The sequence below is a fragment of the Streptomyces sp. DH37 genome (assembly GCF_029813835.1).
GTDB lineage: Bacteria > Actinomycetota > Actinomycetes > Streptomycetales > Streptomycetaceae > Streptomyces.
The window spans coordinates 15,890-29,768 of record NZ_JARVKV010000018.1 but is presented as its reverse complement, the minus strand read 5'-3'; the positions used below and the strand labels follow the sequence as shown (position 1 = coordinate 29,768).

The following is a 13,879-nucleotide window of genomic DNA, read 5'->3' as shown; positions in this document are numbered from 1 at the left end:
CGCATGTCGTACAAGAGCCCCCTGCTGTCGCTGCCCGGCGCCGTCCCCGCCGAGGCGCCGGACGAAGGGGTCGCCGCGCACTACGGCGACCTGTTCCGCGAGCAGCGCACGCTCGCCGACGGCGGCGGTCTGGTGGACCTCTCGCACCGCGGCGTGGTCACGGTCACCGGCGAGGACCGGCTGAGCTGGCTGCACCTGCTGATCACCCAGCACGTGAGCGAGTTGGAACCCGGCCGCGCCACCGAGGCGCTGATCCTCTCCGCCCACGGCCACATCGAGCACGCGCTCTACCTGGTCGACGACGGCGCCACGACCTGGATGCACGTCGAGCCGGGCACGCGGGAGGCGCTGATCGCCTACCTGGAGAGCATGAAGTTCTTCTACCGGGTCGAGGTCGCGGACGCCACGGCGGAGTACGCCGTGGTCCACCTCCCGGCGGGCTCCATCGCGGAGGCCCCCGAGGGGACGGTCGTGCGCGAGACGCCGTACGGGCGCGACCTGTTCCTGCCGCGCGCCGAGCTGGAGTCCTTCGCCGCCTCCCACGGCCCGGTGGTCGGCGTGCTGGCGCTGGAGGCGCTGCGCGTGGAGGCGCACCGGCCGCGGGTGGGCCTGGAGACCGACCACCGCACCATCCCCCACGAGCTGGGCTGGATCGGCACGGCCGTCCATCTGCAGAAGGGCTGTTACCGGGGCCAGGAGACGGTGGCGCGCGTCCACAACCTGGGGAAGCCGCCCCGCCGGCTGGTCTTCCTGCACCTGGACGGCAGCGAGGTGCACCTGCCCGGCCACGGCACCCCGGTCCGGCTCGCCGGCGAGGAGGAGGGCCGGCAGCTCGGCTTCGTCACCACCTCGGCCCGCCACCACGAACTGGGACCGATCGCCCTGGCCCTGGTGAAGCGGAACGTCCCGGTGGACGCGCGGCTGGTCGCGGGCGACACGGCGGCGGCGCAGGAGGTCGTCGTCGAGCCGTAGCCGCGACCGCGGCGCATCCCGCCCGCGCCCACGGCGCGGGCGGGATGTCGTGGTTCGGGCGGAAGGCGTTCCCCGGGGTCGTGCGCGCCGCGGGACACGGCGGCGCCGGGAGTACGAGTGGCAGACCGGGGTGCACACGGCACCGGTGGGTGCATACTGGCGTTAATGACAAAATCGGCCGTAGCCCGGCGACACCTGCCCACCAGCCCCTTCAAAGCCCCGGTCGTGCCGCCCGACAAGCACTTCGCCGTGGGCGAGCGGGTCACACACGACGCCTACGGCCTCGGCCGGATCACCGCCGTCGAGGAGGGGATCGCGGTGCTCGTCGACTTCGGTTCGCGGCAGGTGCGCATCCTCAGCCCGTACGTCAAGCTGAGCGGTCTCTGAGACCTCCGCGCCCGGCCGGCGCACGACAGCCGGCCGTTCCCTCCCCCTTCGACGTCCCCGCCCCGAGAGGCAGACTCCCCATCGACACGACCTCGCTGTTCTCCGCGTCCGAGCCGGCGCCCCTGACTCCCAGGACGGCGTCACGGCCTCCGGCGAAGAACCCCTTCCGGGCCCCGGACTTCGGGGAGCTTCCTTTCGAAACCGCCGTCGAGGACGAGGACTTCGACGGCCGGGAGCGGCCGTACGAGCCCCCCGCGCCGTCGGCGCGGCCCCGCCAAAGGGCCAGGCGGCACGTCTCCCGTTCCTGACGGCCGTCCCCGACGGCGGTCACGACGGCAGTCATGACGGCGATGGACGACGACCGGGCGCCCGGCCCGAAGAGGGGGCCGGGCCGCACGCGCCCTCGCCGTGCGCGGCACCGGCCGGTGGAACGCGCGGGCCGCGTACCGGCTCAGGCGGTGAGCCGGCCGTCCCTGACGGCGGTCACGAACGACGCCCGGGCGCCCGGCCCGAAGGCGAGGACCGGGCCGCGCGGGTCCTTGCTGTCGCGCACGGGAACGGTGCCGGGAAGGTTGTCGGCGACCTCGACGCAGGCGCCTCCGTCCTGGTTGCTGTGGCTGGACTTGCGCCACCGTGCGGCGGTCGTCTCGTGCGGGGAGGCGGTCATGGAATCCCCTCCAGGAGTCGGAGCAGGAACTCCGCTGAGTCACGCGCGGACAGGGCCTGGTCGCGCAGCCGATCGTAATCGACCTGGAGCCGGTTGACCTTGGCCGCTTCCTCGACCAACTCACCGTTGTGGCCGGTCTCCACCCATGCGACCGTGAGCCGCCGGTCGCGGCCCGGCGTCAGGACGCCTCCGGGTCCTGTCCGTCCCGCCGCTACAGCGTCTCGCTGAGCGTGTCCGCGATGCGGCGGCGCGCGGCGCGGGCGGCCGGGACGAGCGAGACCGCCACCGCGCACACCAGGACCGCCGCCACCACCAGCGCCAGGGCGCCGGTGGACGGCGGCCGGGCTATGCCCGCGCCGATGCCGCTGGAGTGCCCCTGGGCGTCGATCAGCCAGTTGCCCGCGACGGTCCCCACCACCGTGCCGACGACCGCGGCGGCCAGGGCGGTGAAGGCGGTGGAGACCGTGATCACGCCCGCTATCTGACGGGGGGTGAGGCCGATGGCCTTGAGGGCGAGGAGGTCGCGTCCGCGGTCGCGGACGCGGGCGCCGAGGGTGGTGGACAGTTCGGTGAGGGCGATCAGGGCGAGGACGGCGATCAGTCCGGTGATGACGCCGCGCACGCCGGAGAGGCCGTCGGCGGGATTGGCGACCTCGCGGACCTCCAGCCGCCCTCCGGAGGAGGCCGCCAGGTCGGTGCCGACCTCCTCGGCGTCGGCGCCGTCGCGCAGGACGAGCCGGTGGAAGCCGGGCTCCACCGTGCCCGATCCGTCCAGGTCGAGGTTGTCCAGGGAGGTGGAGATGACCCGGCCGCCGTCCTCGGGCTCGATGGCGCGGCCGGTGATGTGGAGGATCTGCGGGCGGCCCTCGACCGTCATACGCACCCAGTCGCCGATGCCCACGTCCAGCAGGTCCAGCAGCCCCTGGCCGGCGACCGCCTCGTCCGGGCCGTCGGGGAGGCGGCCCTCGGCGAGGGCGAACGGGTAGGGGTCGGCGTCGGTGCCCAGGCCGCGCAGGGTGATGGTGCCGGTCTGGCCCGGGACCAGCGCCTCGACCTCCGCGCCGGGGTGCACGGCGGTGACGTCGGGGTGGCCGGACAGCAGCCGCTCGGTGCGGGCGCGGCCGTCCGGGCCGGAGTCCGAGCCGTCGGGGGAGCCGTCGCGCACGGTGAGGGCGGCGGGCAGGCCGATCTCCCCGGGGTGGCTCTGGAAGCGGTCCAGGGTGGCCCACGCGCCCAGCGCGACGGTGATCATCGCCAGCGGTACGGCCAGGCGCCCGACGGCGGCCAGCGAGCGGGCGCGGCCGGGGAACGCGCCGCGCCAGCCCAGGACCAGGGCGGGCGGCACGTCCTTGCCCAGCGCCCGCCGCTCCAGTGCCGTCAGCGGTCCCGGGCCGCTCGGCACCGCCGTACGCGCCACCGGGACCGGGGAGACCCGGCCGGCGCGCCAGGCGGCGAGCGAGGTGGCGGTGGCGATGAAGAGCACCGAGGCGGCCGTGGTGCCCAGCACCGTCCAGGTGTGGCCGGGCAGTTGCCGCCACACGTCCACCGCCTCGCCGATGCGGCCGGGGATGCACGCGCCCAGCAGTTCGGTGACGGCCGCGCCGGAGGCGACGCCGAGGAGGGCGAAGGCCAGGTGCTGGACGAGGAAGACGCGGACGACCTGGGCGGGGGTGAAGCCGATGGCCTTCAGCACGGAGATGTCCCGCAGATGGCCGTGGACGCGGGCGGCGATCGCCCCGGCCACCGCCAGCGCGGCGGCGAGCAGCGCGCCGAGCCCGAAGAGCCCGAGCAGCAGGCCCAGCAGCCGTCCCTCGCCCTCGGCGTCGGCGCGGGCCTGCTGCCAGCGGGTGACCTCCGAGACCCGGTCGGCGCCGAGGGCGGTGACGGCGCGCTGGACCATGAAGTCGGTGTCGCCGGGGTCGTCCAGGCGCAGTCCGACGGTCTGCCCGGTGCGTTCGGGGGCGGGTGAGAGCAGGGTCAGGCCCTCCGGCGGGAGCCAGCCGGTGCCGGGGGTGCTGCCGGGGGCGTAGCGCGGTTCGGCGGTGTCGGCGACGCCGACGACGCGCAGCGTGCGTTCGGTTCCGCGCGCCCCCCGTACGGTGACGGTGTCGCCGGCCTCGGCCCACAGGGCGCGGGCGAGGGAGCCCTCCAGGACGATCTCGTCGGCGGCGCCCGCGCTCAGCCAGCGGCCGTCGGTGACCAGCGGGCGTCCCACCGCGGGCGGTTCGGGCCCGGTGGCGCGCAGTTCCGCGCCCGCCCGCGCGCCGCCCAGTTCCACGGTGGTGCGCACGGTGCGGAAGGGCCCGGCGACGCCCGCGACGCCCTCCAGGTCCTCCAGGTCACCCAGTTCCTCCGGGTCGGCGCCGTCGCGGGTGTGGATCCACACGTGCGCGCCCTCGGACTGGGTGAAGACCCGCTGCCAGGGGTCGGCCGCGTAGGAGAACAGCGCCCCGGCCAGCAGCAGGGAGGCGACGATCCCGGCCGTCGCCAGGACGATGAACAGCGCCTCGCCGCGGTGCGCCCGCAGGTCGGCGTGGGCCCAGCGCAGGGTGGCGCGCACGATGCTTCAGTCCTTCAGTTCCAGTACGCCGGCCACGCCCCTGCCGCGCCGCCGGACGGACCCGCCGTCCGGGTCGAGGGCGGCGTCGTCGGCGATGCGGCCGTCGAAGAAGCTGATCACGCGGTCCGCGGCGCTGGCCATCCGGGCGTCGTGGGTGACCAGCAGGATGGTCTGGCCGCGCCGGTGGAAGCGGGAGAGCAGCCGCAGCACCTCGCGGGTGCCCTTGCTGTCGAGGCTGCCGGCGGGCTCGTCGGCCAGCAGCAGGTCGGGGTGGTTGACCAGGGCGCGGGCCAGGGCGACGCGCTGCTGCTCGCCGCCGGACAGCTCGCCGGGCATGCTGCGCTCCTTGCCGGCCAGGCCCAGTTCCTCCAGGAGTTCGGCGCGTTCGGCGCGGGCCCGCCTGGGACCGGCCCCGGCCAGCAGGGCGGGCAGTTCGACGTTGTCGGCGACGGTGAGGTTGGAGACGAGGTTGAAGAACTGGAAGACGATGCCGATGCGGCGGCGGCGCAGCACCGCCCACTGGGACTCGCCGTAGGAGTCCAGGCACGTGCCGTCGAACCAGATGCTGCCGGCGTCCGGTTTCTGGAGGCCGCCGAGCAGGTGCAGCAGGGTGGACTTGCCCGCGCCGGAGGGGCCGGTGACGGCGACGAACTCGCCGCGCGAGACGGTCAGGTCCACGCCCCGTACGGCCCGGACCGGGGCGCCCTCGCCGTGGTGGGTCCTGGTCAGGCCCTCGGCGCGCACGATGGGCTCGGCGGCGGACCCGGGGATGGGCTCGGCGGCGGGCCGGGTGGTGGATCCGGCCTCCGGCTGCTGGCCGGAGGGTGCCTCGGCACGGCTCATTCCAACTCCTCCTGACAGCGCTCCAGCCAGTCGAGGTCGGCCTGGAGGTGCAGCATCGCGCCCTCGATCAGCAGCTGCGCCACCCGGTTGTCCCGGTCCTCGGCCGCCGCGAGCCTGGACAGTTCGCGCATGGTGTTGAGGTACTGGCGCCGCTGCTTGTTGATCAGGGCGATCTGGTCGGCCAGTCCGGCCTGGGGGGCGAGCGCGAGCTTCATGAAGAACTCGTCGCGCACCCGCGGTTCGTCGGTCGGCTCCTCGAACCAGGCCAGCACCGCCTCGCGCCCCGCCTCGGTGAGCCGGTAGATCCGCTTGTTGGGCCGGGTGGACTGGGTGACGTCCTCGCCCTCGATCAGGCCCGACTTCTCCAGCCTGCCCAGCGTGACGTAGATCTGCCCGACGTTCGGCTGAGGGTACGCCGCGCCCAGCAGCTTCTCAAGGGCCTGCTTGAGTTCGTACCCGTGGGCGGGACCGGCCGCGAGGAGGGCCAGGAGCGGCAGACGCACGCGCGCACTCCTCCTCCCCGTCCCGTGCCGGGTCCGGTGCCCGGCGGGCGGGCGCCCGGCCGGCGGTCTGTCGGCTGTCCGTCAGTCGACGTCTAGTATCGCGCATGCCTAACGGGTATATATGGGCGTCCGGTGCTCGACAGCGAGGCCGTGCACGACCCGTGCGCGGGGGAGGAACCTATGCGGTGGACACGGACCGCGGGGAGAGGACTCCTGGCCGCCGCCGTCGTGCTGGCGGGCTACGCCGGGCTGGGCTCGCCCGCCGGCGGGGGGCCCGGTGAGCCGGCCGCGCACGGCGGGGGGCGCGGCCCCGTCACCCTGGTCACCGCCGGCGACCTGACCGACTACCTCGACCCCGTGCTCGACGACTGGAACCGCGCGCACCCCGCCGAGCGGGTCTCCCTGGTGGAGCTGCCGGACTCGGCGGACGAGACCCGCGCCCAGATGGTCACCGGCCTGCGCTCGGGCAGCTCCCGCTTCGACGTGCTCAACATCGACGTGGCCTGGACCTCGGAGTTCGCGGCGGCGGGCTGGATAGCCCCGGTCGACCCCGGCCGCTTCCCGCTGGACGCCTTCCTGCCTCCGGTGGTGGACACCGCCACCTTCGGCGGGCGGCTGTACGCCGTCCCGTACGTCACCAACGCCGGGCTGCTGTACTACCGCGCGGACGTGCTGGAGGAGGAGGGCGAGCGGCCCCCGCGCACCTGGGCGGAGCTGGAGCGGCTGGCGAAGGAGGTCGCGCCCCGCCACGGACTGGACGGCTACGCGGGCCAGTTCCTGCCGTACGAGGGGCTGACGGCCAACGCCACCGAGGCGGTGCGCTCGGCGGGCGGCTCCATCCTCGGCGACGAGGGCGCGAAGGTGACCGCCGACTCCGCCGCGACCGTCGAGGGGCTGCGCTTCCTGGCCGACGGGGTGCGCGAGGGCTGGATCCCGGAGCGGTCGCTCACCTGGAAGGAGGAGGAGTCGCGGCAGGCGTTCCAGGACGGACGGCTGCTCTTCCTGCGCAACTGGCCGTACGTGTACGCGCTGGCGAACGGCGAGGGGTCGGAGGTCACCGGGAGGTTCGGCGCGGTGCCGCTGCCCGGCCCGGACGGTCCGGGCGTCAGCGTGCTGGGCGGCTCCAACCTGGCGGTCAACTCCCGCTCCCGGCACCCGGACACGGCGGCCGACCTGATCGCGTACCTCACCAGCGAGCCGGTGCAGCGCCGGGTGCTCACCGAGGGGGCGCTGCCCCCGGTGCGGGCGTCGCTGTACTCCGACCCCGGACTGGTGCGCGCCTTCCCCTACCTGCCGACCCTGCGCGAGAGCGTGCTGGCGGCCGAGCCGCGCCCCAAGAGCCCGCGGTACGACCAGGTGAGCCTGGTCGTGCAGGCGGTGGTGCACGACGCGATGGCGGGGCGGCAGACCCCGCGGCAGGCGGTCGCGCGGCTGGCGCGCGAGCTGGCGGCCATCGCCCGCGAGGACTGATCCCGCGGTCTTCCCTGCCATCTCCACACCTCCTTCCCTACTTACATGTTAGGCATCCCGAGGCGCCTCGGCACTCGTTCTCACTTCTTTCCGCCCGACATACCAGGGCATACAAGGGCGGCTTTTTCTCGACTCGTTGACACCTCGATGACACCGCTACTTAACATGCATGCATAACAGCGGCGCACGAATCAGGTGCCCTCCAAGCATGAACGGGATCACGAGGGATGCTCACAGCCACGACCGACCACGGCGTCTCACCCCGCCTCCCGGGGTCCGGTCCCACGCCCGGCCCGTCCCGCAGCTGGTGGCGGGACGCGGTGATCTACCAGGTCTACGTCCGCAGCTTCCTGGACAGCACCGGTGACGGCATCGGCGACCTGGCCGGCGTCCGCGCCGGGCTGCCGTACCTGAGGAAGCTGGGCGTGGACGGCATCTGGCTCAGCCCCGTCTACCCCTCCCCGCAGCACGACCACGGCTACGACGTCGCCGACTACTGCGACGTGGACCCGATCTACGGCGACCTGGCGGAGTTCGACCGGCTCGTGGCCGCCGCCCACCGCCTCGGCCTGAAGGTCGTCCTCGACATCGTCCCCAACCACTGCTCCAGCGAGCACCCCTGGTTCCGCGCCGCGCTGGCGGAGGGGCCGGGCGGGGAGCACCGCGCCCGCTTCCACTTCGCCGACGGACGCGGCGAGAACGGGGAGCTGCCGCCCAACAACTGGCGGGCGATGTTCGGCGGCCCGGCCTGGTCCCGCGTCACCGAGCCCGCCGGCCCGGGGGGCGCCCCCGAGCCCGGCCAGTGGTACCTGCACCTGTTCACGCCCGAGCAGCCCGACCTCAACTGGCGGAACCCCGCCGTCGCCGAGCACTTCGACCGGGTGCTGCGGTTCTGGCTGGACCGGGGCGTGGACGGCTTCCGCGTCGACGTCGCCGCCGGCCTGTTCAAGCACCCCGAACTGCCCGACTCCCCCGACCCGGAGGCCGACGAGCGCACCCGCGACTCGGTCAACCCGCTGGCCTGGAACCAGCCCGAGGTCCACGACGTGTGGCGCCGCTGGCGCGCGCTGTGCGACGAGTACGCCGACCGCGACGGCCGCGACCGGCTGCTGGTCGGCGAGGTGTCGGTGCCCACCGCCCGCGAACACGCCCTGTACGTGCGCCCCGACGAGCTGCACCAGGCGTTCTTCTTCCACCTGCTGAGCGCCCCGTGGGACGTGAGCGCCTTCCGCGCGGTCATCGACGAGGCCCTGACCGACATCGCGGGCACCGGCTCCACCGTCACCTGGGTGCTCAACAACCACGACCAGGTCAGGACCGTCACCCGGTACGCGGGCGAGGGGAGCGGCGAGGCGGGTACCGGCCTGGGCGCCGCCCGCGCCCGCGCCGCCGCCCTGCTGATGCTCGCGCTGCCCGGCGCCGCCTACGTCTACCAGGGCGAGGAGCTGGGCCTGCCGGAGGTGGTGGACCTGCCCGACGAGGTGCTCACCGACCCCATCTTCCGCCGCACCGGAAGCCGCAGCCGCATCCGCGACGGCTGCCGCGTACCGCTGCCGTGGTCGGGCCAGGCCTCGCCGTTCGGCTTCACCTCGGGCGCGGAGGAGGCCCGGCCGTGGCTGCCCCAGCCGGAGTGGTTCGCCGAGCACGCCACGGACCGGGCGCTGGCCGACACCCGCTCGTTCTGGCACCTGTACCGCGACGGCCTCCAGCTCCGGCGCGATCTGCCCCAGCTCGGCGAGGGGACGCTGCGCTGGCTGGACGCGCCGCCCGGGGTCCTCGCCTTCGAGCGCGGCGACGGGCTGGTGTGCGCGGTCAACTTCGGCACCTCACCCGCGCCCGCCCCGGTGCCCGGCACGCCCCTGCTGGCCAGCGGGGAGTGCCCGGACGGGACGCTCCCCGGCTCCACCGCCGCCTGGTGGGTCACCGACACCGCGCCCGGCCCCCGCTGAGCCGCGGCCCGTCCCGGCCGCGAACCAGCGGAAACCTCCCCGAAACGGCTTGAACCAGCCTGAATCGTCCGAACACAGCCGAGAACAACCGAACCGGCTTGAACCAGCCCCAGCCCCAGCCCCACCGCACTTCCGGCACCACCCGCACCTCCGGCCCGCGGGCCGGCACCGACCCTGGAGGAACACCATGAGCACGTCCGGCAACAGAGGCGCCACCAGACGTACCGCGACCGCCGGAGCGGCGGCGCTCGTCCTCGCGCTGACCGCGTCCGCCTGCGGCGGCGACTCCACCGCCACCGGGAGCGGCGGCCAGGAGCTGAAGGGCGAGAAGGTGACGGTCGCCGGCGTGTGGACCGGCGTCGAGCAGAAGAACTTCAAGAAGGTGATGGACGCCTTCGCCGAGAAGACCGGCGCCGAGATGACGTTCGTCTCCACCGGCGACAACGTCTCCACCGTCATCGGCAGCAAGATCCAGGGCGGCAACGCCCCGGACGTGGTGATGGTCCCGCAGGTCGGCGTGCTCCAGCAGTTCGCCGAGAAGGGCTGGCTCAAGCCGCTGTCGAAGACCGCCGACGACCGTGCCCGCGACTACTTCGCCCCGGTGTGGAAGGAGTACGGCACGGTCGGCGACGTCTTCTACGGCGTGTACTTCAAGGCGTCCAACAAGTCGACGGTCTGGTACAGCCCCGAGGCGTTCGAGCAGGCGGGCGTCACCCCGCCGAAGGACTACGACGAGATGCTGGAGGCGGGCCGGACCCTCTCCGACTCCGGCGTCGCCGCCTTCTCCGTCGCGGGCGAGGCGGGCTGGCCGCTCACCGACTGGTTCGAGAACGTCTACCTCTCCCAGGCGGGCCCGGAGATGTACGACAAGCTCGCCACCCACGAGATCCCCTGGACCGACCCCTCCGTCGTCAAGGCCCTCACCACCCTCGGCGAGCTCTTCGGCGACAAGGAGCTGGTGGAGGGCGGCGGCGCGGGCGCGCTGCGCACCGACTTCCCCGAATCCGTCGAGAAGGTCTTCGGCGACGACCCGAAGGCGGGCATGGTCTACGAGGGCGACTTCGTCGCGGGCCTGATCAGCGGGCAGTTCAACAAGAAAGTCGGCGAGGACGCCAAGTTCTTCCCGTTCCCGGCCGTGGACGGCGGCAAGCCGCCGGTGGTCGGCGGCGGCGACGCGGCGGTCGTGCTCAAGGACGGCGAGAACGCCGACGCCGGGATGAAGTTCGTGGAGTTCCTGGCCACCCCGGAGGCCGCCGAGGTGTGGGCCGGGGCCGGCGGGTTCCTCTCCCCCAACGAGGCGCTGAACCTGGACGCCTACCAGGACGAGACCACCCGGCAGACCGCCCAGTCCCTGGTGGAGGCCGGCGACGACGTGCGGTTCGACATGTCCGACCAGGCCCCGGCCGCCTTCGGCGGCACCCAGGGCGCGGGCGAGTGGAAGCTCCTCCAGGACTTCCTGCGCGACCCCTCCGACCCGGAGGGGACCGCCGAGAAGCTGGAGGCCGCGGCGGCCAAGGCCTGGAAGAAGAGCTGAGGCGGAAGCAGCCATGTCCGCCACAGCCCCCGCCGTGCCGCCCGCTTCCGCGGGCGGCGCCCCGGCCGGCGCCTCCCCCGCGGGAGGCGCCCCCGCCAGGGGCGACGATCCCCGCAGGCGCGCGGAGCGGCGCCGCAGGCGCGTCGCCGCCGTCTTCCTGCTGCCCGCGCTGCTGCTGCTCGGCGCGCTGGTCGCGTACCCGATCCTGTTCTCCGTCGGCCGCAGCCTCTTCGACGCCTCCGGCACCCGGTTCGTCGGCGCCGGCAACTACGTCGAGATGTTCCGCGACCCGGCCACGCTCAAGGCGATCCGCAACAGCGCCGTCTGGGTCGTGGTCGCCCCGGCGCTGCTGACCGGGCTGGGCCTGATCCTGGCCGTGCTCACCGAGAAGGTGCGCTGGGCGACCGCGTTCAAGCTGCTGATGTTCATGCCGATGGCGATCTCCTTCCTCGCCGCCGGCATCATCTTCCGCATCACCTACGAGCAGGACCCCGAGCGCGGCGTCCTCAACGCCGTCGCCGTCGGCGTCCACGACGTCTTCGCCGACCGGCCCGCCTACCCCGGCGCCCGCGCCCGGGAGGACGCCGGGGACGCCCCGGTCGCCAGGGAGGAGGACGGCTCGTACGCCACGGCCGCGGACCTGTCCCCCGGCCGCACCGTCTCCCTGGGCATCGTCGGCGTACCGCCCAAGGAGGTGCCCGCCGAGGCGGAGCCCGCCGCGGGCCCCCGGAAGGCGGGGGACGCCGGGGAGGGGGTGCTCGCCGGGACCGTCTACCTGGACTTCTCCCCCGGCGGGCGCGGCGAGCCGGGCCGGATCGACTCCGGCGAGCGCGGACTGCCCGGCATGACGGTGCAGGCGGTGCGCGACGGGAAGGCGGTGGGCGAGGCCACCACCGCCGCCGACGGCTCGTTCCGCATCACCGGTCTGGAGGGCGGCTCGTACGCCCTGCGGCTGCCGGCGGCCAACTTCGCCGAGCCCTACGGCGGGATCTCCTGGCTCGGCCCCGCCCTGGTCACCCCGGCGATCATCGGCGCGTACCTGTGGATCTGGACCGGCTTCGCGATGGTGCTGATCGGCGCCGGGCTGTCCGCGATGCCCCGGGACGTGCTGGAGGCCGCGCGGATGGACGGCGCGAACGAGTGGCAGATCTTCCGCAGGATCACCGTGCCGCTGCTCGCGCCCGTGCTGACCGTGGTCTTCGTGACGCTGGTGATCAACGTGATGAAGGTCTTCGACCTCGTCTACATCATCGCCCCGGGCCCGGTGCTCCAGGACGCCAACGTGCTGGCCATGCAGATGTGGCTGGTCTCCTTCGGCGGCGGCAACAACCAGGGGCTGGGCAGCGCCCTCGGCGTCCTGCTGCTGCTCCTGGTGGTCCCGGCCATGGTCTTCAACATCCGACGCTTCCGCAGGAGCAGCCGATGACCACTCAGGGCACCGTCCAGAAGGGGGCGGTGGCACAGGCTCCGGCTCCCGCGGCCGCGGCGGCGGCCGCGGGGGCCGGGTTCCCCCCGCACACGGGCCGGGCGCGCCGCCCCGTCACCGCGCGGATCGGCGGCTGGCTGGGCCGGGGCGCGGTCCAGGCGTTCCTCGCCGTCACCGCGCTGGTCTGGCTCACCCCGGCGTTCGGGCTGTTCCTGTCCTCGCTGCGCTCGGAGGAGGCCAACGCCGCCAGCGGCTGGTGGACGGCACTGACCGGGCCGGGCCAGCTGTCGGTCGACAACTACACGGCCCTGCTGCGGGACTCCGGCATCACCCAGGCGTTCTGGAACACCGTGCTGATCTCGGTGCCCACCACCGTCGCCGTGGTGGTGATCGCCGCGCTGGCCGGATACGCCTTCGCCTGGCTGGAGTTCCCCGGCCGCGACTGGATCTTCCTGGTGGTCGTCGGACTGCTGGTGGTGCCGGTCCAGGTCGGACTGCTGCCGGTGGCCAAGATGCTGGGCGCGGTCGGGCTGTTCGGCACGATCCCCGGCGTGGTCCTCTTCCACGTCGCCTACGGCCTGCCGTTCGCGATCTTCCTGCTGCGCAACTACTTCGCGGAGATCCCCCGGGAGATGCTGGAGGCCGCGCGGATGGACGGCGGCGGGGAGTGGCGGATCTTCGCCCAGCTCATCCTGCCGGTGGGCAAGCCCGCGATCGCGAGCCTGGCCATCTTCCAGTTCCTGTGGGTGTGGAACGACATGCTGGTGGCGCTGATCTTCGCCGACAGCGACTCGCAGCCGCTGACCGTCGCCCTCCAGTCGGAGATGCGGCAGTTCGGCAGCAACATCGAGATCCTGGCCCCCGGCGCCTTCCTCTCCCTGGTCGTCCCGCTCGTGGTGTTCTTCGCCTTCCAGAAGCACTTCGTCCAGGGCGTCATGGCGGGATCGGTGAAGTGACCGCCGCGACCGGGGCGTTCCGGGCAGCCCCGACCGTTCCACGGGGGGCGGCCGGGGTCGGGTCCGCCTTCCGGGTCCACGCGGACCCGGAAGGCGGTCCCTAGACCTCCAGCAGCACGGTGAACGGGCCGTCGTTCGTGAGCGAGACCTCCATCTTCGCCCCGAACCGGCCCGTCTCCACGTGCGCCCCCAGGGCCCGCAGCCGGGCGCAGACCTCGTCGACCAGGGGCTCGGCGACCGGGCCGGGCGCGGCGGCCTGCCAGGTGGGGCGGCGTCCCTTGCGGGCGTCGCCGTAGAGGGTGAACTGACTGACGACCAGCAGGGGGGCGCCGGTGTCCGAGCAGGACCTCTCGCCCTCCAGGATCCGCAGCCCCCACAGCTTGCGCGCGAGCCGCTCGGCCTTCTCGGGGGTGTCGTCGTGGGTCACCCCGACCAGGACGCACAGACCCTCCCCCGGGATCTCGCCGACGGTCTCCCACCGCCGCTCCGCCGGGGGGTCCTCCACCGCGACGACGACCCTCGCACCGCTGACCCTCTGCACCACAGCTCGCATGCCGACCATCATGCCGCCCCGGTCGTGCCCCGGCCGACCGCCGCCGGACGGGTGGCCCG

13 protein-coding genes are annotated in these 13,879 nt (G+C 73.9%); 7 read left to right on the top strand and 6 right to left on the bottom strand.

Annotation, left to right across the window (positions count from 1 at the left end; all coding sequences use genetic code 11):
* Positions 1-3 precede the first annotated feature (3 nt).
* Positions 4-972, top strand: a complete 969-nt coding sequence (locus QC029_RS12100) for a folate-binding protein YgfZ (RefSeq protein ID WP_279555597.1) — start codon at positions 4-6, stop codon at positions 970-972.
* Positions 973-1,137: 165 nt separating this feature from the next.
* A complete protein-coding gene (locus QC029_RS12095) occupies positions 1,138-1,359 on the top strand; it encodes a hypothetical protein (protein ID WP_279555596.1) in 222 nt (73 codons plus the stop codon).
* 451 nt (positions 1,360-1,810) lie between these two features.
* Here QC029_RS12095 and QC029_RS12090 read toward each other — a convergent pair whose 3' ends face one another.
* From QC029_RS12090 to QC029_RS12070, 5 genes are read right to left on the bottom strand one after another with little or no spacing between them, the layout of a single operon-like run.
* On the bottom strand, positions 1,811-2,026 hold the full coding sequence (locus QC029_RS12090) for a DUF397 domain-containing protein (RefSeq protein WP_279555595.1): 216 nt from the start codon (positions 2,024-2,026) through the stop codon (positions 1,811-1,813).
* Positions 2,023-2,319, bottom strand: a complete 297-nt coding sequence (locus QC029_RS12085) for a Scr1 family TA system antitoxin-like transcriptional regulator (RefSeq protein WP_279555594.1) — start codon at positions 2,317-2,319, stop codon at positions 2,023-2,025. The genes QC029_RS12090 and QC029_RS12085 overlap by 4 nt, the downstream gene beginning before the upstream one ends.
* A complete protein-coding gene (locus QC029_RS12080) occupies positions 2,238-4,586 on the bottom strand; it encodes an FtsX-like permease family protein (RefSeq protein WP_279555593.1) in 2,349 nt (782 codons plus the stop codon). Before QC029_RS12080 ends, QC029_RS12085 begins: the two co-directional genes overlap by 82 nt.
* A gap of 6 nt (positions 4,587-4,592) precedes the next feature.
* The gene (locus tag QC029_RS12075; RefSeq protein WP_279555592.1) at positions 4,593-5,429 is read right to left on the bottom strand and encodes an ABC transporter ATP-binding protein; all 837 of its coding nucleotides are present in this window, start codon (positions 5,427-5,429) and stop codon (positions 4,593-4,595) included.
* Entirely contained in the window at positions 5,426-5,932 is a 507-nt protein-coding gene (locus tag QC029_RS12070; protein WP_279555591.1) for a PadR family transcriptional regulator, read from the bottom strand. The genes QC029_RS12075 and QC029_RS12070 overlap by 4 nt, the downstream gene beginning before the upstream one ends.
* Positions 5,933-6,112: 180 nt before the next feature.
* Here QC029_RS12070 and QC029_RS12065 point away from each other — a divergent pair, with 180 nt between their 5' ends.
* The 5 genes from QC029_RS12065 to QC029_RS12045 all read left to right on the top strand — a co-directional run bounded on the left by QC029_RS12065 (position 6,113) and on the right by QC029_RS12045 (position 13,267).
* Positions 6,113-7,402: an ABC transporter substrate-binding protein gene (locus QC029_RS12065; protein ID WP_279555590.1), complete on the top strand. Its 1,290-nt coding sequence runs from the start codon at positions 6,113-6,115 to the stop codon at positions 7,400-7,402.
* A 227-nt stretch (positions 7,403-7,629) separates the two neighbouring features.
* Positions 7,630-9,351, top strand: a complete 1,722-nt coding sequence (locus QC029_RS12060) for a glycoside hydrolase family 13 protein (protein WP_279555589.1) — start codon at positions 7,630-7,632, stop codon at positions 9,349-9,351.
* 187 nt (positions 9,352-9,538) lie between these two features.
* A complete protein-coding gene (locus tag QC029_RS12055) occupies positions 9,539-10,885 on the top strand; it encodes an ABC transporter substrate-binding protein (protein WP_279555588.1) in 1,347 nt (448 codons plus the stop codon).
* Positions 10,886-10,898: 13 nt separating this feature from the next.
* A complete protein-coding gene (locus QC029_RS12050; protein ID WP_279555587.1) occupies positions 10,899-12,311 on the top strand; it encodes an ABC transporter permease subunit in 1,413 nt (470 codons plus the stop codon).
* On the top strand, positions 12,308-13,267 hold the full coding sequence (locus QC029_RS12045; RefSeq protein ID WP_279555586.1) for a carbohydrate ABC transporter permease: 960 nt from the start codon (positions 12,308-12,310) through the stop codon (positions 13,265-13,267). The genes QC029_RS12050 and QC029_RS12045 overlap by 4 nt, the downstream gene beginning before the upstream one ends.
* Before the next feature lie 100 nt (positions 13,268-13,367).
* Here QC029_RS12045 and dtd read toward each other — a convergent pair whose 3' ends face one another.
* Positions 13,368-13,820 carry a D-aminoacyl-tRNA deacylase gene (gene dtd, locus QC029_RS12040; protein WP_279555585.1) on the bottom strand — a complete coding sequence of 151 codons (453 nt, stop codon included), beginning with the start codon at positions 13,818-13,820 and terminating at the stop codon, positions 13,368-13,370.
* Positions 13,821-13,879 lie beyond the last annotated feature (59 nt).

Excerpts from the sequence above, each read along its gene's own strand:
- QC029_RS12065 (WP_279555590.1), top strand. The coding sequence starts at position 6,113 with ATGCGGTGGACACGGACCGCGGGGAGAGGACTCCTGGCCGCCGCCGTC.
- QC029_RS12100 (WP_279555597.1), top strand. The coding sequence starts at position 4 with ATGTCGTACAAGAGCCCCCTGCTGTCGCTGCCCGGCGCCGTCCCCGCC.
- QC029_RS12095 (WP_279555596.1), top strand. The coding sequence starts at position 1,138 with ATGACAAAATCGGCCGTAGCCCGGCGACACCTGCCCACCAGCCCCTTC.
- QC029_RS12050 (WP_279555587.1), top strand. The coding sequence starts at position 10,899 with ATGTCCGCCACAGCCCCCGCCGTGCCGCCCGCTTCCGCGGGCGGCGCC.
- dtd (WP_279555585.1), bottom strand. The coding sequence starts at position 13,820 with ATGCGAGCTGTGGTGCAGAGGGTCAGCGGTGCGAGGGTCGTCGTCGCG.
- QC029_RS12055 (WP_279555588.1), top strand. The coding sequence starts at position 9,539 with ATGAGCACGTCCGGCAACAGAGGCGCCACCAGACGTACCGCGACCGCC.
- QC029_RS12090 (WP_279555595.1), bottom strand. The coding sequence starts at position 2,026 with ATGACCGCCTCCCCGCACGAGACGACCGCCGCACGGTGGCGCAAGTCC.
- QC029_RS12045 (WP_279555586.1), top strand. The coding sequence starts at position 12,308 with ATGACCACTCAGGGCACCGTCCAGAAGGGGGCGGTGGCACAGGCTCCG.
- QC029_RS12075 (WP_279555592.1), bottom strand. The coding sequence starts at position 5,429 with ATGAGCCGTGCCGAGGCACCCTCCGGCCAGCAGCCGGAGGCCGGATCC.
- QC029_RS12060 (WP_279555589.1), top strand. The coding sequence starts at position 7,630 with ATGCTCACAGCCACGACCGACCACGGCGTCTCACCCCGCCTCCCGGGG.